Here is a 17,022-nt window from a genome sequence, read left to right on the forward strand (position 1 = left end):
GTTAAAAATGTCACACCTGGGTTAACCTCAGGCGTTAGCGTCCATCACCTCGCGGATGCGGTCCTGATATTCGCGTAATTTCTGCGGCGTCATCATCCGACGCTGGTCATCCAGCACAACGCCGCCGACCTCATCCGCGATATGTTGCGCGGATTGCAGCATCAGCTTGAAGTTCTGCAGCGCATCGCCATAAGACGGCACCTGCATAAAAATGGTGACGCCAGGCGTAGTGAAGTCCGTCATTTCAGGATCGAACGTTCCCGGATTGACCATATTCGCGAGACTGAACAAGGCCGGGCCGCTGCCGTCCGGGCTTAAATGACGATGGAAGATGTTCATATCGCCAAATTTAAAACCAGATTGCTGAATACTGTTCAATAAAACTTCACCATTAAGTTCGCTGCCATGATGGGCCGCAACGTTCATAATGATGACCGCCTCTTTACGCTGCGGCTTTTCAACAACCGGCGTTTCTTCCCTCACCGGTTCTGTCTCAACGACAGGTTCCGCAGGCTGGAGGGTTTGCGCTGTTGCTGGCTGTACGGGCTGCGCGACAGGCTGCGGCGCTTGCGGCGGCTGTTGCACAGGCGACGCAGGCGGCTGGACCGGTTGCGGCTGCGGCACAGGCGGTGCAGGTTGCTGGACCGGCGCCGCTGGCGCTTGCGGCGGAGCTGCTGAACGCGGCTGCGCAGACGCATAAGGCGGCTGGTACTGGTGTTGCGGCGGCTGACGAGGGGCGTCATGCTCCTGCGGCTGGCCGGGGGCATGATTCACGCGGTGAACACGAACTTCACCTACGCCTTCGTCTTCTTCGACATCGTCGTCATACGAGTCGTCGTCGCGTTTTGATTTCATGCGTTTTAGTGGACGATCGCGGAACATAGAAGATCGTTCTTTACGGCTGGTCCAGAAACCATGTACCAGTAAAGCGATTATGGCGATCGCGCCAACAATGATTAATATCAGACGCAAATCCTGCATCATTATATTCTCTGTTGTTCTAACACCTTGCCACCACGGCAAACATTTACTCACTAAGAGTATTTGCCGATTACGTCAAGTGCAAGTGTACTGTTGGCTTTCGCCGCATAAAGATGAAGGAAAATGTGCTTTTTGCTGTTTTTTCGAACATTTCCGAACTATCCACCGTCTGATAACCGGGTAAGATATCTACGTTTACCCAGGGCTTTAAGAAAAGGAGTATGTCCTGAATATGGTTTCATCATCATCTACAACCGTACCACGCAGCGGCGTTTATTATTTCTCGCAAGGATGGAAACTGGTTACTCTACCAGGCATCCGTCGCTTTGTTATTTTACCTTTGCTGGTCAATATTGTGCTGATGGGCGGCGCATTCTGGTGGCTGTTTACACAGCTTGACGCCTGGATACCTGCGTTGATGCGGTATGTGCCAGACTGGCTGCAATGGCTAAGCTATCTGCTGTGGCCGATTGCCGTTATCTCTGTACTACTGGTCTTTGGTTACTTTTTCTCGACTCTCGCCAACTGGATTGCCGCACCGTTTAACGGCCTTTTAGCTGAACAACTTGAGGCGCGGTTAACCGGCGCCACGCCGCCAGATGCCGGTGTACTCGGCATCATGAAAGATATACCGCGTATTATGAAGCGTGAATGGCAAAAACTGGCGTGGTATCTACCGCGCGCTATTGTGCTGCTGATTCTCTATTTCATTCCTGGTATTGGCCAAACCATCGCGCCAGTGCTGTGGTTTTTGTTCAGCGCCTGGATGCTGGCGATCCAGTACTGCGATTATCCTTTCGATAACCATAAAGTCCCCTTTAAAGAGATGCGCGTCGCCCTGCGCGGACGCAAGGTTGCAAATATGCAGTTTGGTGCGCTCACCAGCCTCTTCACAATGATTCCAGTGCTTAACCTTTTCATTATGCCTGTCGCCGTTTGCGGCGCAACGGCAATGTGGGTGGATTGCTGGCGTGCTAAGCACGCGTTATGGAAATAAAGTAAAAATGTATAAATAAGGGATGGCTTATGCGGTCTCTTATTCCATACTGATAACCATTATTTCCCATCAGCATATAGATATGCGAATTCCTTACTTCCCCATATCTGGCTGGAAGGTATGCTGGGAAGGTATCCCAATTTCATACAGTTAAGGACAGGCCATGAGTAAGATTTATGAAGATAACTCGCTGACTATCGGTCATACGCCGCTGGTTCGACTGAACCGTATCGGTAACGGACGCATTCTGGCAAAGGTGGAATCACGCAACCCAAGCTTTAGCGTTAAGTGCCGTATCGGCGCCAATATGATTTGGGATGCGGAAAAACGCGGCGTACTGAAGCCCGGCGTGGAACTGGTAGAGCCAACCAGCGGTAACACCGGTATTGCGCTGGCATATGTGGCCGCCGCACGCGGTTATAAGCTCACCCTAACCATGCCGGAGACCATGAGCATCGAACGCCGCAAACTGCTTAAAGCACTGGGCGCGAATCTGGTGCTGACCGAAGGCGCAAAGGGGATGAAGGGCGCCATTCAGAAGGCCGAAGAAATTGTCGCCAGCGACCCGCAAAAATATCTCCTGCTTCAGCAGTTCAGCAACCCGGCCAACCCGGAAATCCACGAAAAAACCACCGGCCCGGAAATCTGGGAAGATACTGATGGCCAGGTTGACGTCTTTATCTCAGGTGTCGGCACTGGCGGTACGTTGACTGGCGTCACACGTTACATCAAAGGGACTAAGGGTAAAACGGATTTAATCACCGTTGCGGTCGAACCTACCGACTCTCCGGTTATCGCTCAGGCGCTGGCAGGCGTTGAGCTGAAGCCCGGCCCACACAAAATTCAGGGGATCGGTGCAGGCTTCATTCCTGGCAACCTGGACCTGAAGCTCATTGATAAAGTGGTGGGTATTACTAACGATGAGGCTATTTCTACCGCACGCCGCCTGATGGAAGAAGAAGGCATTCTGGCGGGAATCTCTTCCGGCGCGGCGGTGGCGGCAGCGCTTAAGCTGCAGGAAGATGAAAGCTTTACCAATAAGAACATTGTGGTTATCCTACCCTCATCAGGTGAGCGTTATCTGAGCACCGCGCTGTTCGCCGATCTCTTTACCGAGAAAGAACTGCAACAGTGATGCCAGAATGTTAAAACTGCGTAAAAAAGCACCTTTTCAGGTGCTTTTTTGTGGTCTGCTTCAAAGTTTCACCTCTCCTGGCATTGATTCACCCTGCCGGAACTGGTATTTAACCAGACTAATTATTTTGATGCGCGAAATTAATCGTTACAGGAAAAGCGTTAGCTGAATCGATTTTATGATTTGGTTCAAATCTTCCTTTCGCGGCATAATGTTTAATGACGAGCGAAACGTCAGCGGCCAGAAGTTGCCGGCAACGGATTGCGTAGAACACCTTTTGTGTCGCGTCCCGTTTACGTCGGCGCTAACAATACAGGCTAAAGTTGAGCCGCCAGGCTAGACTTTAGTTCCACAACACTAAACCTATAAGTTGGGGAAATACAATGTTCCAGCAAGAAGTTACCATTACCGCTCCGAACGGTCTGCACACCCGCCCTGCTGCTCAGTTTGTTAAAGAAGCAAAAGGCTTCACTTCTGAGATTACTGTGACTTCCAACGGCAAAAGCGCCAGCGCAAAAAGCCTGTTTAAACTGCAGACTCTGGGCCTGACTCAAGGCACCGTCGTCACCATCTCCGCAGAGGGTGAAGATGAGCAGAAAGCGGTTGAACATCTGGTCAAACTGATGGCGGAACTCGAATAAGTCTTTTTTCCGGGTTCTTTTAAAAATCAGTCACAAGTAAGGTAGGGTTATGATTTCAGGCATTTTAGCATCCCCGGGTATCGCTTTCGGCAAAGCACTATTGCTGAAAGAAGACGAAATCGTCATTGACCGGAAAAAAATTTCTGCCGACAAGGTTGATCAGGAAGTTGAACGTTTTCTGAGCGGTCGTGCCAAGGCATCTGCGCAACTGGAAGCGATCAAAACAAAAGCTGGTGAAACGTTCGGTGAAGAAAAAGAAGCCATTTTCGAAGGGCATATTATGCTGCTCGAAGATGAGGAGCTGGAGCAGGAAATCATAGCCCTGATTAAAGATAAGCATATGACGGCTGACGCAGCCGCGCATGAAGTTATCGAAGGTCAGGCCACTGCCCTGGAAGAACTGGATGACGAATACCTGAAAGAGCGTGCGGCTGACGTGCGCGATATCGGTAAGCGCCTGCTGCGCAACATCCTGGGTCTGGCAATTATCGACCTGAGTGCAATCCAGGACGAAGTCATCCTGGTAGCTGCTGATTTGACCCCGTCTGAAACCGCACAGTTAAACCTGCAGAAGGTGCTGGGCTTTATCACCGACGCGGGCGGCCGCACTTCCCATACCTCTATCATGGCGCGTTCCCTGGAACTGCCAGCGATCGTAGGGACAGGTAGCGTTACGTCTCAGGTGAAAAACGGCGACTTTATTATTCTGGATGCCGTAAACAATCAGGTTTACGTCAACCCGACCAACGAGGTAATCGACCAGCTGCGCGCCGTTCAGGAGCAGGTGGCAACCGAGAAAGCAGAACTTGCTAAACTGAAAGATTTGCCCGCTATTACGCTGGATGGACATCAGGTAGAAGTCTGCGCCAACATCGGTACCGTTCGTGACGTTGAAGGCGCTGAGCGCAACGGCGCGGAAGGTGTTGGTCTGTATCGTACTGAATTCCTGTTCATGGACCGCGACGCACTGCCGACAGAAGAAGAACAATTTGCGGCGTATAAAGCGGTGGCTGAAGCGTGCGGCTCGCAGGCGGTTATCGTGCGTACCATGGACATCGGCGGCGACAAAGAACTGCCGTACATGAACTTCCCGAAAGAAGAGAACCCGTTCCTGGGCTGGCGCGCCGTACGTATCGCTATGGATCGTAAAGAAATCCTGCGTGATCAGGTGCGCGCCATCCTGCGTGCGTCCGCTTTCGGTAAATTGCGCATCATGTTCCCAATGATCATCTCTGTTGAAGAAGTGCGCGCACTGCGCAAAGAGATTGAAATCTACAAGCAGGAACTGCGTGATGAAGGCAAAGCATTTGACGAGTCAATTGAAATTGGCGTGATGGTCGAAACTCCGGCTGCGGCGACCATTGCTCGTCATTTAGCCAAAGAAGTTGATTTCTTTAGTATCGGCACCAATGATTTAACGCAGTACACCCTGGCAGTTGACCGTGGTAATGATATGATTTCACATCTTTACCAGCCAATGTCACCGTCCGTACTGAACTTGATTAAGCAAGTTATTGATGCTTCTCACGCAGAAGGTAAATGGACTGGCATGTGTGGTGAGCTTGCAGGCGACGAACGTGCTACACTTCTGTTGCTGGGGATGGGTCTGGACGAATTCTCTATGAGCGCCATTTCTATCCCGCGCATTAAGAAGATTATCCGTAACACGAACTTCGAAGATGCGAAGGTGTTAGCAGAGCAGGCTCTTGCTCAACCGACAACGGACGAGTTAATGACGCTGGTTAACAAGTTCATTGAAGAAAAAACAATCTGCTAATCCACGAGATGCGGCCCAATTTACTGCTTAGGAGAAGATCATGGGTTTGTTCGATAAACTAAAATCTCTGGTTTCTGATGATAAGAAAGACACCGGAACTATTGAGATTGTTGCCCCGCTCTCTGGCGAGATCGTCAACATCGAAGACGTGCCGGATGTAGTTTTTGCTGAAAAAATCGTTGGTGATGGCATCGCTATCAAACCGACCGGTAATAAAATGGTAGCGCCTGTTGACGGTACCATCGGCAAAATCTTTGAAACCAACCATGCGTTCTCTATTGAATCTGATAGCGGCATTGAACTGTTCGTTCACTTCGGCATCGACACCGTTGAGCTGAAAGGCGAAGGCTTCAAACGTATCGCTGAAGAAGGCCAGCGCGTGAAAGTTGGCGATCCGGTCATTGAGTTCGATTTGCCGCTGCTGGAAGAAAAAGCCAAGTCTACCCTGACTCCGGTGGTTATCTCCAACATGGACGAAATTAAAGAACTGATCAAACTGTCCGGTAGCGTAACTGTGGGTGAAACCCCGGTTATCCGTATTAAGAAGTAATTTTTGCGTAGGCCGGATGAGGCGTTTATGCCGGCATCCGGCAATCGGGCAGTACCTTGCCGGATGATACTGCGTTTATCTGGCCTACAAGACGTAGGCCGGATAAGACGGTTATGCCGCCATCTGGCATTAAATTTGCGAAGTGAGTGGACGATAACACTTCTCCTGCATCAGGATTTTCATCCCTTCCGGCCCGCTCTCCAGCACGCGTCTTTCTGAATCGGACACCAATAGTTCACACTGATACCCACCCGCCATACCAAACATTGCTCGCGCCACGCAAATATCCTCCAGCGCATCCCGTCCGCTGGTTTCAAAATGCCCTACGATACGTCCCTGCTGACGAACCACCAACCGATAACTCTTCATCGCCGCCCCTCCTTTGCTGGTGGCAGAATTAACTCATCGCCCCCACATTGCTGTGTCCACATCATGACCTCCAGTACGCGTTGCGCAGCATCTTTTGCCGCGGTTATCAGTTTTTTACCCCGCACAAGACCACTGACCAGTTCGGCGCAAAAGAGATCTCCCGTCCCTTTTAACTCCGTCGCTACCCGCGGATGCGCAAAGACTTCCACGGCCTGCGCAGTCACGACAGCAACTGTTATTGTTTCCGGCGACTCACCTGGCGCGCTGGTAATAACGACCCATTTTAGCGTGTCGGAAAGCAACGATTGCGCCGCCGCTACCGCCTCTTCCAGCGTGCGGCACGGTTTGCCGCTTAGCATTTCCAGTTCGAACACGTTTGGTGTTACTCCCTGCGCCTGCGGCAGTAAATGCGTACGGTAGGCTTGTGGAATCTCTGCTTTCACATACATTCCGCTGTCGGTATCCCCCATCACCGGATCCACAAGAATACACACATCCGGATGCGAAGCCCGTACCGCCTTCAACCATTCCGAGAGCGTGACAATTTGCTCAGAGCTGCCCATATAACCGGTCGTTACCGCTTTTACTTCGCGTAATGCATCGCGCTCATTCAGCGCCGTAAGGTAGCCAGCAAACCACTCAACGGGAATAATGCCGCCATAAAACGTTTTATAGTGTGGTGTATTGCTAAACAGGACCGTCGGGACTGCCGTCACCCGTAACCCCTGGGCTTTAATCGCCGGGACGGCAATACTGTTACCGACGCTGCCATATACCACTTGTGACTGAACGGCGACAATGTCGGTCTGTAATGCCCGATGGTTATCGTCGAAGAGTACTGACTGGATATCACTCTCTTGCCCCATAAATTTTCCCTCTCGCTGGACAGCAGGCTATCGCCTCATTATTATCGTCATATGCTAAAATTCATTTTGTCATAGGTCAATAATGATCGACGGAAAAACCGCCAGCGAAATTTTTAACAGTATTCGTCAGCACATTATCGCAGGCACGTTACAGGCGGAAGATGCGCTTCCACCGGTGCGAGAGCTGGCGAGCGAACTAAATGTGAACCGCAATACCGTCGCCGCGGCCTACAAAAGGCTGATAACCGCGGGACTGGCGCAAAGTTTAGGCCGCAATGGCACAGTGATTAAAGGCAATCCGTCTCCCGTTGCTCTGGAAGGGGGCAATCCGGATACGCTGCTGCACGACCTTTCCGGCGGCAACCCCGACCCACAGCGTCTGCCAGACCTCAGCCGTTATTTTGCCCGGCTTAGCCGTACGCCGCATTTATACGGCGATGCGCCCGTTTCACCTGAACTTCACGCGTGGGCGCTACGCTGGTTACAGGAGGCCATGCCAGGCCCAGGTGAAATTGATATTACCAGCGGGGCGCTCGATGCTATTGAAAGACTGCTTTGGGCGCATTTGTTACCAGGCGACAGCGTAGCAGTGGAAGATCCCTGTTTTTTAAGCAGTATCAACATGCTGCGATATGCCGGTTTTAATGCCAGCCCGGTCAGCGTGGATAGCGAAGGTATGCAGCCTGAAAAACTGGAACAGGCGCTAAGTCAGGGTGCGCGGGCAGTTATCTTAACCCCACGAGCGCACAACCCGACCGGATGTAGCCTGAGCGCTCGCCGCGCTGCTACGTTGCAAAATATCCTGGCGCGTTATCCTCAGGTACTGGTGATTGTTGATGATCACTTTGCCCTGCTTTCTTCGTCGTCCTGGCAGCCAGTTATTGCGCAGACAACGCAGCACTGGGCGGTGATACGCTCTGTTTCCAAGACTCTTGGCCCCGATTTGCGTCTCGCCGTTGTCGCCAGCGATAGCGTGACGTCAGCAAAACTTCGGCTACGGCTAAATGCCGGTAGCCAGTGGGTTAGTCATCTTCTACAGGATCTGGTCTGCGCCTGCCTGACCGATCCTGATTATCAGCACAGGCTGGCGCAAACACGACAGTTTTATGCCGCCCGGCAACAAAAATTCGCCAGCGCCCTGCTGCAGCATGGTATCGCCATTTCCCCCGGCGACGGACTGAATGCCTGGCTCCCGCTGGAAGCCCATAGCCAGGCGACGGCTTTTACCCTGGCAAAAGCCGGCTGGCTGGTGCGTGAGGGAGAAGCCTTTGGCGTAAGCGGGCCATCTCACGGCCTGCGAATTACGCTGTCGACATTAAGCGACAGTGAAATCAACACGCTGGCGGCTGATATCTATCAGGCGCTACACCGATAACAGGAGTAAATGACATGCGAGTGCATTTTGTTGTCCATGAGTCGTTTGAATCCGCTGGCGCTTACCTGAAATGGGCTGAAGATCGCGGTTATGCCATTTCATGGTCGCGCGTCTATGACGGAGAAGCGTTGCCGGTCAATGCCGATGGGTTCGATATGCTTGTCGTATTTGGCGGTCCGCAGTCGCCGCGCACCACCCGCGAAGAGTGCCCCTATTTTGACTCTCGCGCCGAACAGCATTTAATTAATCAGGCTATCGTTGCCCGGCGAATCGTCGTCGGCATCTGTCTTGGTTCGCAGCTCATTGGCGAGGCGCTGGGCGCCAGAGTGTGTCAAAGCCCGGAAAAAGAGATTGGGCATTACCCTATTACGCTTACCGACGCAGGTCGGCGACATCCGTTAATCGCCCACTTTGGTTCCCCGTTAATCGTCGGCCACTGGCACAACGATATGCCGGGACTCACCGATCAGGCGATAGTATTAGCAGAAAGCGAAGGCTGTCCGCGCCAGATAGTGCAGTATGGCAACATTGTCTATGGCTTCCAGTGTCATATGGAATTTACCACAGAGGCGGTGGAAGAGTTAATCCAACATTCGCAACAGGAACTGGCCGATGCACAAGGGAAGCGTTTTATCCGCTCGGTCACCGAGATGCGCGCATGGAATTATCAGGAGATGAATGAAAAACTGTGGGGATTCCTTGATAAGCTAGTGGAAAAACGTAACGACTAAACATTGTAGGCCGGATAAGACGCGTTGCGTCGATCCGGCGATCGTACCGTACGTTTGCCTGATGGCGCTATGCTTATCAGGCCTACACGCTAAATCCCTGCCCCCTGGCTGAAATGCTCTTCGCCAAAAACGCCAGTGGAAAGATAGCGATCGCCGCGATCGCAGATCATTGCCACTACCACTGCGCCCGGATTAGCCTGCGCCACGTGAAGTGCACCAGCAACCGCGCCGCCGGAGCTGACACCGCAGAAAATACCTTCCCGCACAGCCAGTGCACGCATGGTGTTTTCAGCCTCCTGCTGGTAAATATCCAGTACCTCATCCACCAGGCTGGCGTTGAAAATCCCTGGCATATATTCCGCCGGCCAGCGGCGAATACCAGGAATACTGCTCCCTTCCTGCGGCTGTAAACCAACAATTGTCACCGCTTTTGCCTGCTCACGTAGAAAACGCGCCACCCCGGTAATGGTGCCAGTGGTGCCCATACTGGAGACAAAATGGCTGATCCGCCCGTCGGTTTGCTGCCAGATCTCAGGCCCGGTGGTAGTGTAGTGCGCGTAAGGGTTATCAGGATTATTGAACTGGTCGAGCAGTTTTCCTTCGCCGCGTTCAGACATCGACAGCGCCAGATCGCGTGCCCCTTCCATTCCCTGCGCTTTGCTCACCAGAATCAACTCTGCACCGTAGGCGCGCATGGCGGCGCGGCGTTCCTGGCTCATATTTTCAGGCATCAGCAGTTTCATACGGTAGCCTTTGAGCGCGGCTATCATCGCCAGCGCTATACCGGTATTACCACTGGTCGCCTCAATCAGAACGTCGCCGGGCTTAATCTCACCGCGTTTTTCCGCCTGCACAATCATCGACAACGCGGCCCTGTCTTTCACCGAACCCGCCGGATTATTGCCTTCCAGTTTGAGCCAAATTTCACTGCCGTTATCCGGCCCCAGACGTTGTAATTTGACCAGCGGCGTGTTGCCGATCGTTTGTTCTAATGTCTTCACTGTCTCTTTCCAACAAAATGCCTGATAGCGTTTCGCTTATCAGGCCTACATTACGCTATTTCCGCGAAAAGGGTATCATCATGACGCTCAATACGCTGGTCGCCGTTATACAAACGTGCGTTCTGCAAACCGACAAACAGCCGCGCGCCGCGCTGCGGCGCATCATCGCCCGTCATTACTACCGTCAGCGGCTCGTGATACCAGCCGAGAGGTTGCACCACTAATTGGGTGTAGTGCCCCTTCGGACTCGCTTCCAGCACCTGTACCGGCAACGGCGAATCAAGACTGGTGCGACGGCTGATATCCACTTCCCACGGACGCAGGAACAGATCGACCGGCCCCTGATACCCAGGCGTATAGCCTAACGGCCAGCGATGTGCGCCAACGTGGAACTGTCCGCCGCGAATCGTTCCTTTCAGGCGATTGACCTCGCCCATAAACTCCAGCACGAAGCGGGTGGCGGGCTCGCGCCATACCCGGTCCGGCGCATCGGCCTGCTCAATATTACCCTGACTCATCACCACCACGCGATCCGCTACTTCGGTCGCTTCTTCCTGATCGTGGGTGACAAAAACGCTGGTGAACTTCAGTTCTTCGTGCAACTGACGCAGCCAGCGGCGTAATTCTTTTCGAACCTGCGCATCCAGTGCACCAAACGGTTCATCCAGCAACAGGATCTGCGGTTCCACGGCCAGCGCCCGCGCCAGGGCAACACGTTGTTTCTGCCCACCGGAGAGCTGCGCCGGGAAACGATCTGCCATAGCGCTAAGCTGCACCATCTCCAGTAACTTCATCACTTTCGCTTTAATCGCTGCCGCGTTCGGACGCTCGCGCCGGGGCAGTACCGTCAGACCAAATGCAATATTGTCGAATACCGTCATATGGCGAAACAGGGCATAGTGCTGAAACACAAAGCCGACTTTACGTTCACGCGCATGAAGGCGGCTGACGTCGGTACCATGAAAGCGAATATGGCCGCTGGACTGATGCTCCAGCCCGGCAATAATACGCAGCAATGTGGTTTTACCCGATCCCGACGGCCCCAGTAGCGCGACCATTTGACCGGAAGGAATATCCAGAGAGATATCGTTCAACACCTGAGTGCGGCCAAAGGACTTCTTAATATTAGCAATCTCAATGCTCATGATTTACCTCCTGTCGCGCGCGTTTTTCCTGGTTTTCCAGACGCCATTGCAACATGCTCTTCAAAAACAGGGTAATAATCGCCATCAGCGTCAACAGCGCGGCGGCGGTAAAGGAGCCAACGGTGTTATAGTCCTGTTCCAGCAGTTCAATTTGTAACGGCAGCGACAGGGTTTCGCCGCGAATCGAGCCAGAAACCACCGACACCGCGCCAAACTCACCGATGGCGCGGGCGTTGGTCAGTACCACGCCATATAACAGCGCCCAGCGGATATTCGGCAGTGTTACCCGACGGAACATTTGCCAGCCCGAGGCGCCAAGTAAAACTGCCGCCTCATCTTCCTGGCTCCCCTGGCTTAGCATCACGGGCACCAGTTCGCGCACCACGAATGGACAGGTGACAAAAATTGTCACCAGCACCATGCCCGGCCAGGAGAACATAATTTGCAGATTATGCGCATCCAGCCAGCCGCCCAGCGGCCCGTTGGAACCGTAAAACAGCAGATAAACCAGCCCCGCCACTACCGGCGAAACGGCAAAGGGAATATCCAGCAGCGTCAGCAATAACTGACGTCCGGGAAAGTTAAACCGCGTCACCAGCCAGGCCAACAGAATACCGAACACCAGATTGACCGGCACCGCGATCAGCGCAATCAATACCGTCAGCCAGATGGCATGCAGCATGTCTGGATCGGCCAGATTCTGCAGAACCGGCATCAGACCCAGGCTAAACGCCTGGACAAAGATATAAACCATCGGCACCAGCAGGATAAATGCCGAAACCAGCATTCCGGTGCCAATCAAAAACCATTTCCCCCCGTTAAAACGGGGCACGTCATAGCGTTTCAAGTGCGTAATATCCGCCATTAGTGACCTACCACACGTCGGCCAAAGCGACTTTGCAGAGTGTTAATTGAGAACAGAAGCAGCAGCGAAGCCGCGAGGATCACCGAAGCAATCGCGCTGGCAGCGGGATAATCAAACTCCTGCAAGCGGACAAAAATCATCAGCGAGGTGACTTCCGTTTTCCACGCAATGTTGCCGGCAATAAAAATCACCGCGCCAAACTCGCCGAGGCTGCGGGTAAATGAGAGCGCGATGCCGGCGATCAATGCCGGTGATAACTCCGGCAATACCACTTTACGAAAGCTTTGCAGGCGGGTCGCGCCAAGGGTTTGTGCCGCTTCTTCATATTCCGGCCCCAACTCTTCCAGTACCGGCTGGACGGTGCGCACCACAAACGGAATACTGGTGAAAGCCATCGCCACCGCAATGCCGAGCCAGGTATAGGTCACTTTGATGTCAAACTGTGCGAGAAAGTGACCATAAAAACCGTTTACCGAAAACAGCGACGCCAGCGTCAAACCTGCCACCGCCGTTGGCAACGCAAAGGGCAGATCCATCAGCGCATCAAGCAGAGTACGTCCTGGAAAACGGTAACGGGTCAGGATCCACGCCATCAGCAGACCAAAAACACCGTTAAAAATCGACGCCACAAATGCCGCCAGCAGCGTCACTTTGTAGGCCGCCACCACCTGAGCATTGGTAATAACGTCCCAGTATTGCGCCCAGCTCATCTGTGCTAACTGCATCACCAACGCGCTAAGCGGCAGCAGCAATATCAGGCAGACAAACAGCAGGCTGGTGCCGAGGCTTAACGTAAAGCCCGGCAGCACCCGCCTGGAGGAAACGGCAAACATCACTTACGCCCCGCCGCCAGCAGTTTGTCCAGCTCGCCGCCGCTGGCAAAGTGAGTTTTCATCACCTCAGGCCAGGAGCCGAACTTGTCTTCTACACGAAACAGTTCAGTCCGCGGGAATTTATCCTGCTGCTTGTCCATCACCTGAGGATTATTCACACGGTAGTAATAATCGGTGATGATGGTTTGCGCCTGTGGGCTGTACAGGTAGTTGAGGTAGGCTTTCGCCGCTTTTTCCGTTCCGTTAGCCTTGACGTTTTTATCGACCCACGCCACCGGGAATTCCGCCAGGATATTGGTTTTCGGGATCACGACCTCAAATCCCTGCGCTTCGTACTGCTTACGGATGTTATTGACTTCCGATTCGAAGCTTATCAGCACATCGCCCAGCCCACGCTCAGCAAAGGTGGTCGTTGCCCCACGTCCGCCGGTATCAAATACCTCGACGTTTTTCAGAAACTGAGTCATGAACTGTTCTGTTTTCGCTTTATCGCCGCCGTCCGCTTTATCCGCCGCGCCCCACGCCGCCAGGTACGTATACCGGGCGTTACCGGATGTTTTTGGATTAGGGAAAATCAGCTTCACATCAGAACGCACGAGATCGTTCCAGTCATGTATATTTTTCGGATTCCCTTTACGTACCAGGAATCCCATCGTGGAATAGAACGGCGAGCTATTATTGGGCAAACGGCTTTGCCAGTTAGCCGGGAGCAGCTTACCCCTATCGTGAAGAATTTGTACATCCGCCACCTGGTTATAGGTGACAACATCAGCCTTCAGGCCCTGTAAAATAGCCAGCGCCTGTTTTGATGAACCTGCGTGAGACTGTTTTATCGTCAGTTTATCGCCCGCATTCTCTTTCGCCCACTGCTGCTCAAATGGCGGGTTAAGGGCGGCAAACAGCTCGCGGGAGACATCGTAAGAGCTGTTAAGCAGCTCCGTCGCCTGCGCCTGACCAACCAATAACAGCATTGCAGCCAGCGTCAGCGGGCTTTTTTTCAGTAAGTTAACGGCCATTGCACACTCTTATAAATTTAATGACTTTCTTAGGGTCATCATATTTATAACCAGTGCTAAAGGAGTAACGGTTTTATATACCGTTTGATGATTTGAAAGTTGAAAAGAGAATAAGGGGTATCTCCTCCCCACTCGGCGTGAGGAGGAGACTGGCATCAATCAGACGCCTACACTCACGCTTTCAGGCAGGGTACTACCGCCATCAATGACGTTTTGCGTTCCGGTAAGATAGCTGGACTCATCGGAGGCCAGAAATGCCGCCAGTTCCCCTACTTCCAGCGGGCAGGCAAGACGGCGTAGCGGAATAGCTTTTGCCATCTCAGTTAATACCGATTCCGGATCGTCAGGGTTAGACTGACGGGCGATACTTTCTGCCATTGGCGTTCTTACATAACCCGGACAAATAGCGTTGACGCGAACGCCGCACTGCGCATACTCGACCGCCAGCGACTTAGTTAAACCCACAATCGCGGCTTTCGACAGCGCATAGGCGGACTCCCCCGGATCGGCGACCATATCCCCGGTGACGGAAGACATCATCACAATACGACCATCTTTACGTTTGATCATCTCTGGCAGCACGGCTTTGGTGACGTTCCATACGCCTTTGATGTTGATATCTATGTGAAAATCGCGATCTTCATCACTCATTTCAAGGAAGTTGCCCAGACGACATACGCCCGCGTTATTCACCAGGATATCAATTTTCCCTTCGGTTTTTTTAGCGCGCGCAATCGCCGCCTGCACCGAAGCAAAATCTCTGACGTCAGCCTTCACGGCTGTACAGCGGTGACCGCGCCCGCCCAGTTCATCCGCCAGCTTTTCAATCTCATCGGCGATATCCAGCAAGATCAGGTTGGCGCCATGACGGGCAAACACTCTGGCGATCCCTTCGCCAATGCCCTGTGATGCGCCCGTAATCAGTGCCGTCTTGCCTGTGAGTTTACCCATTTCAATGTTCTCCTTTTGAATATGAAGCCTTACACTCCATTAACACTGAAAATACAGCAATAACAAATAAGTGCTGAGGAACCGGTCACTAATTCAGGTAAATCTTAAGTAAAAAAATCCCCGCTAAGACGGGGATGGGTTTTGATGCTTTTCTGCCTGGGGCGCTGCGTTTGCGCCGCCATCCGACAGGATTTTAGCTTACAGCGCTAACAGGCGATCCAACGACGGCGCAAAGTAATAGCCGCCAGTCACCGGTTTGGTGAACCGCAGCATTGCGTCACGTTTACCATCGGTATCGCCGAACATGCTCAGCAACTGTTGCTCAATGTTGTGCAAACGAGCACAGTAGGCACAGAAATAGAGGCCATGGGTGCCGCTGGCCGTTCCGTACGGCAGGCTCTGGCGCACAATCTTCAAACCTTTGCCGTCCTCTTTCAGATCGACACGGCTCAGGTGAGAAGTCGCCGGACGCGCATCGCCGTCGATCTCTTCGTTGGCCACTTTGGTACGGCCAATCATCATCTCCTGGTCATGAATGCTCATGCGGTTAAGCTGCTTGAGGTTGTGCTCCCAACGTTGAACGAACACATAACTCCCACCAGCATCCACGCCGTCTTTAATTACCGCCACTTCACGACGGGTTTCTTCGCCTGCCGGATTTTCCGTACCGTCAACAAAGCCGCTCAGATCGCGCTCTTCCACCCAGCGGAAACCATGCGTTTCTTCTTTAACGTCGATGCAATCACCAAAGGCTTCCATCGCCGCCTGGGCAACGGAGAAGTTGATGTCGTGACGCAGGGAGAGAATATGGATCAAAACGTCATACTGCGTTGCTGGTGCCAGTCCTTTCCCATAAGGGATGAAATCTTTCAGTTCTGTCGCCCCTGCGCCGCCGCTCAGCGCACGCCAGGTATCATGACCAAACGCAACTACTGCGCCTAAGTGTGCCTCAGGGAATTTCGCTTCGAAGGTGGCAAGTTTATCGGCAAAAACCTTACTGGCCGTCCGCAGGGCGTTCACATCCCCTTTGATATTGGCTTCAATCCAAATCGCCGCACGGCAATGTTCCGGCAAAATGCCACTCTGAACCTGAGACATAATTCCTCCTGAAAAAAAGATGCCACGACGTCGTGGCATTGATGGAAGTTATTTTACCTTGTTTTTAAGCGAAGCGGTTTGTCCGGACGCAAATTAACGACGCCAGATAATTTTGCTCACTTTCCAGTTTTTCAGGGTATCGTCAGACGGCATTAAGCCTTCAGGACCGCTCCACTCGCCGGAGAAAACATAGCTAATGTGCTGACTTCCCTCGGCTTTACATTCAACATTTGTATGGTTATCGCTGGAAACTGACTCGCAGTGACCAAAGGCCTTGCTGTAAAGGTCACTAAACGGTGTACCGATGTCGACACCCGCGGCGGAAGGGATATCGCTATCCAGCACATCAATACGGCTTATTGTTCCCTGCTCTCCGTTGATAACCATCGCTACCTTGTCGTCTTTCATCGCTTCGAAAAAACGCACCACATTGCCGTTATCGGTTTTCATCCCGCTACGCAGGCGATAATCACCGTCTAATGCGTCAGCGATAGCCTGTTCCTCCAGCGGCGTGGCGGCGGTCAGCTCACCTACGCCTTGTTCAGTGACTTTTGTCGAGGAACCAAACCAGTTCCATGGATTTGCGGCAGACCAGTTGACCGATGAGAGCGTCGAACAGCCGGTCAGAGCCAGTGGCAGCGCGAGTAAAGTCAAACGCAGCGATTTCATCTCACTTCCTTTCTTTAATCAT

At 52.7% G+C, this 17,022-nt stretch carries 18 protein-coding genes; 7 read left to right on the top strand and 11 right to left on the bottom strand.

Annotation, left to right across the window (positions count from 1 at the left end; genetic code table 11):
• Positions 1-27: 27 nt before the first annotated feature.
• Positions 28-984 (bottom strand): cell division protein ZipA, encoded by a 957-nt coding sequence (gene zipA, locus SBG_RS11460; RefSeq protein WP_000983112.1) that lies wholly within the window; start codon positions 982-984, stop codon positions 28-30.
• A gap of 229 nt (positions 985-1,213) precedes the next feature.
• Here zipA and cysZ point away from each other — a divergent pair, with 229 nt between their 5' ends.
• From cysZ to crr, 5 genes are all read left to right on the top strand, one after another.
• Positions 1,214-1,978, top strand: a complete 765-nt coding sequence (cysZ, locus tag SBG_RS11465; protein WP_015702958.1) for a sulfate transporter CysZ — start codon at positions 1,214-1,216, stop codon at positions 1,976-1,978.
• Between the two features lie 163 nt (positions 1,979-2,141).
• Positions 2,142-3,113 carry a cysteine synthase A gene (cysK, locus tag SBG_RS11470; protein ID WP_000036907.1) on the top strand — a complete coding sequence of 324 codons (972 nt, stop codon included), beginning with the start codon at positions 2,142-2,144 and terminating at the stop codon, positions 3,111-3,113.
• 383 nt (positions 3,114-3,496) lie between these two features.
• Positions 3,497-3,754 carry a phosphocarrier protein Hpr gene (gene ptsH, locus SBG_RS11480; RefSeq protein ID WP_000487600.1) on the top strand — a complete coding sequence of 86 codons (258 nt, stop codon included), beginning with the start codon at positions 3,497-3,499 and terminating at the stop codon, positions 3,752-3,754.
• Positions 3,755-3,803: 49 nt separating this feature from the next.
• Positions 3,804-5,531, top strand: a complete 1,728-nt coding sequence (gene ptsI, locus SBG_RS11485) for a phosphoenolpyruvate-protein phosphotransferase PtsI (protein WP_000623111.1) — start codon at positions 3,804-3,806, stop codon at positions 5,529-5,531.
• Positions 5,532-5,571: 40 nt separating this feature from the next.
• On the top strand, positions 5,572-6,081 hold the full coding sequence (crr, locus tag SBG_RS11490) for a PTS glucose transporter subunit IIA (RefSeq protein WP_000522253.1): 510 nt from the start codon (positions 5,572-5,574) through the stop codon (positions 6,079-6,081).
• Between the two features lie 129 nt (positions 6,082-6,210).
• Here crr and SBG_RS11495 read toward each other — a convergent pair whose 3' ends face one another.
• Both SBG_RS11495 and pdxK read right to left on the bottom strand, forming a co-directional pair.
• Positions 6,211-6,450: a hypothetical protein gene (locus SBG_RS11495; RefSeq protein ID WP_000844546.1), complete on the bottom strand. Its 240-nt coding sequence runs from the start codon at positions 6,448-6,450 to the stop codon at positions 6,211-6,213.
• The gene (gene pdxK / locus SBG_RS11500; protein WP_000529625.1) at positions 6,447-7,316 is read right to left on the bottom strand and encodes a pyridoxine/pyridoxal/pyridoxamine kinase; all 870 of its coding nucleotides are present in this window, start codon (positions 7,314-7,316) and stop codon (positions 6,447-6,449) included. Before pdxK ends, SBG_RS11495 begins: the two co-directional genes overlap by 4 nt.
• An 82-nt stretch (positions 7,317-7,398) precedes the next feature.
• Here pdxK and ptsJ point away from each other — a divergent pair, with 82 nt between their 5' ends.
• Positions 7,399-8,691 (top strand): MocR-like B6 salvage transcription factor PtsJ, encoded by a 1,293-nt coding sequence (gene ptsJ, locus SBG_RS11505; protein ID WP_000565131.1) that lies wholly within the window; start codon positions 7,399-7,401, stop codon positions 8,689-8,691.
• A 14-nt stretch (positions 8,692-8,705) separates the two neighbouring features.
• Positions 8,706-9,422, top strand: coding sequence for a type 1 glutamine amidotransferase (locus SBG_RS11510; protein ID WP_001263742.1), 717 nt, complete (start codon positions 8,706-8,708; stop codon positions 9,420-9,422).
• A gap of 89 nt (positions 9,423-9,511) precedes the next feature.
• On the opposite strand, the gene cysM is transcribed toward SBG_RS11510, so the two are convergent.
• The 8 genes from cysM to SBG_RS11550 form a co-directional block, all read right to left on the bottom strand.
• Positions 9,512-10,423 (bottom strand): cysteine synthase CysM, encoded by a 912-nt coding sequence (gene cysM / locus SBG_RS11515; RefSeq protein ID WP_000853550.1) that lies wholly within the window; start codon positions 10,421-10,423, stop codon positions 9,512-9,514.
• A 50-nt stretch (positions 10,424-10,473) separates the two neighbouring features.
• Positions 10,474-11,568 (bottom strand): sulfate/thiosulfate ABC transporter ATP-binding protein CysA, encoded by a 1,095-nt coding sequence (cysA, locus tag SBG_RS11520; RefSeq protein WP_000021014.1) that lies wholly within the window; start codon positions 11,566-11,568, stop codon positions 10,474-10,476.
• Complete coding sequence (gene cysW / locus SBG_RS11525) at positions 11,558-12,433, bottom strand: sulfate/thiosulfate ABC transporter permease CysW (protein WP_000763710.1); 876 nt, start codon at positions 12,431-12,433, stop codon at positions 11,558-11,560. Before cysW ends, cysA begins: the two co-directional genes overlap by 11 nt.
• Positions 12,433-13,266, bottom strand: a complete 834-nt coding sequence (gene cysT / locus SBG_RS11530; protein WP_000458397.1) for a sulfate/thiosulfate ABC transporter permease CysT — start codon at positions 13,264-13,266, stop codon at positions 12,433-12,435. Before cysT ends, cysW begins: the two co-directional genes overlap by 1 nt.
• Positions 13,266-14,282 (bottom strand): sulfate ABC transporter substrate-binding protein, encoded by a 1,017-nt coding sequence (locus SBG_RS11535; RefSeq protein WP_000290288.1) that lies wholly within the window; start codon positions 14,280-14,282, stop codon positions 13,266-13,268. Before SBG_RS11535 ends, cysT begins: the two co-directional genes overlap by 1 nt.
• A 159-nt stretch (positions 14,283-14,441) precedes the next feature.
• Positions 14,442-15,233: an SDR family oxidoreductase UcpA gene (gene ucpA, locus SBG_RS11540; RefSeq protein ID WP_000517456.1), complete on the bottom strand. Its 792-nt coding sequence runs from the start codon at positions 15,231-15,233 to the stop codon at positions 14,442-14,444.
• A gap of 198 nt (positions 15,234-15,431) precedes the next feature.
• The gene (locus tag SBG_RS11545) at positions 15,432-16,331 is read right to left on the bottom strand and encodes a Dyp-type peroxidase (RefSeq protein ID WP_000084580.1); all 900 of its coding nucleotides are present in this window, start codon (positions 16,329-16,331) and stop codon (positions 15,432-15,434) included.
• A 93-nt stretch (positions 16,332-16,424) separates the two neighbouring features.
• A complete protein-coding gene (locus SBG_RS11550; RefSeq protein WP_000838974.1) occupies positions 16,425-17,000 on the bottom strand; it encodes an RpoE-regulated lipoprotein in 576 nt (191 codons plus the stop codon).
• Positions 17,001-17,022 lie beyond the last annotated feature (22 nt).

This window comes from Salmonella bongori NCTC 12419, assembly GCF_000252995.1.
Taxonomy (GTDB): Bacteria; Pseudomonadota; Gammaproteobacteria; order Enterobacterales; family Enterobacteriaceae; genus Salmonella; species Salmonella bongori.

Excerpts from the sequence above, each read along its gene's own strand:
- zipA (WP_000983112.1), bottom strand. The coding sequence starts at position 984 with ATGATGCAGGATTTGCGTCTGATATTAATCATTGTTGGCGCGATCGCC.
- cysZ (WP_015702958.1), top strand. The coding sequence starts at position 1,214 with ATGGTTTCATCATCATCTACAACCGTACCACGCAGCGGCGTTTATTAT.
- cysK (WP_000036907.1), top strand. The coding sequence starts at position 2,142 with ATGAGTAAGATTTATGAAGATAACTCGCTGACTATCGGTCATACGCCG.
- ptsH (WP_000487600.1), top strand. The coding sequence starts at position 3,497 with ATGTTCCAGCAAGAAGTTACCATTACCGCTCCGAACGGTCTGCACACC.
- ptsI (WP_000623111.1), top strand. The coding sequence starts at position 3,804 with ATGATTTCAGGCATTTTAGCATCCCCGGGTATCGCTTTCGGCAAAGCA.
- crr (WP_000522253.1), top strand. The coding sequence starts at position 5,572 with ATGGGTTTGTTCGATAAACTAAAATCTCTGGTTTCTGATGATAAGAAA.
- SBG_RS11495 (WP_000844546.1), bottom strand. The coding sequence starts at position 6,450 with ATGAAGAGTTATCGGTTGGTGGTTCGTCAGCAGGGACGTATCGTAGGG.
- pdxK (WP_000529625.1), bottom strand. The coding sequence starts at position 7,316 with ATGGGGCAAGAGAGTGATATCCAGTCAGTACTCTTCGACGATAACCAT.
- ptsJ (WP_000565131.1), top strand. The coding sequence starts at position 7,399 with ATGATCGACGGAAAAACCGCCAGCGAAATTTTTAACAGTATTCGTCAG.
- SBG_RS11510 (WP_001263742.1), top strand. The coding sequence starts at position 8,706 with ATGCGAGTGCATTTTGTTGTCCATGAGTCGTTTGAATCCGCTGGCGCT.
- cysA (WP_000021014.1), bottom strand. The coding sequence starts at position 11,568 with ATGAGCATTGAGATTGCTAATATTAAGAAGTCCTTTGGCCGCACTCAG.
- cysW (WP_000763710.1), bottom strand. The coding sequence starts at position 12,433 with ATGGCGGATATTACGCACTTGAAACGCTATGACGTGCCCCGTTTTAAC.
- cysT (WP_000458397.1), bottom strand. The coding sequence starts at position 13,266 with ATGTTTGCCGTTTCCTCCAGGCGGGTGCTGCCGGGCTTTACGTTAAGC.
- SBG_RS11535 (WP_000290288.1), bottom strand. The coding sequence starts at position 14,282 with ATGGCCGTTAACTTACTGAAAAAAAGCCCGCTGACGCTGGCTGCAATG.
- ucpA (WP_000517456.1), bottom strand. The coding sequence starts at position 15,233 with ATGGGTAAACTCACAGGCAAGACGGCACTGATTACGGGCGCATCACAG.
- SBG_RS11545 (WP_000084580.1), bottom strand. The coding sequence starts at position 16,331 with ATGTCTCAGGTTCAGAGTGGCATTTTGCCGGAACATTGCCGTGCGGCG.
- SBG_RS11550 (WP_000838974.1), bottom strand. The coding sequence starts at position 17,000 with ATGAAATCGCTGCGTTTGACTTTACTCGCGCTGCCACTGGCTCTGACC.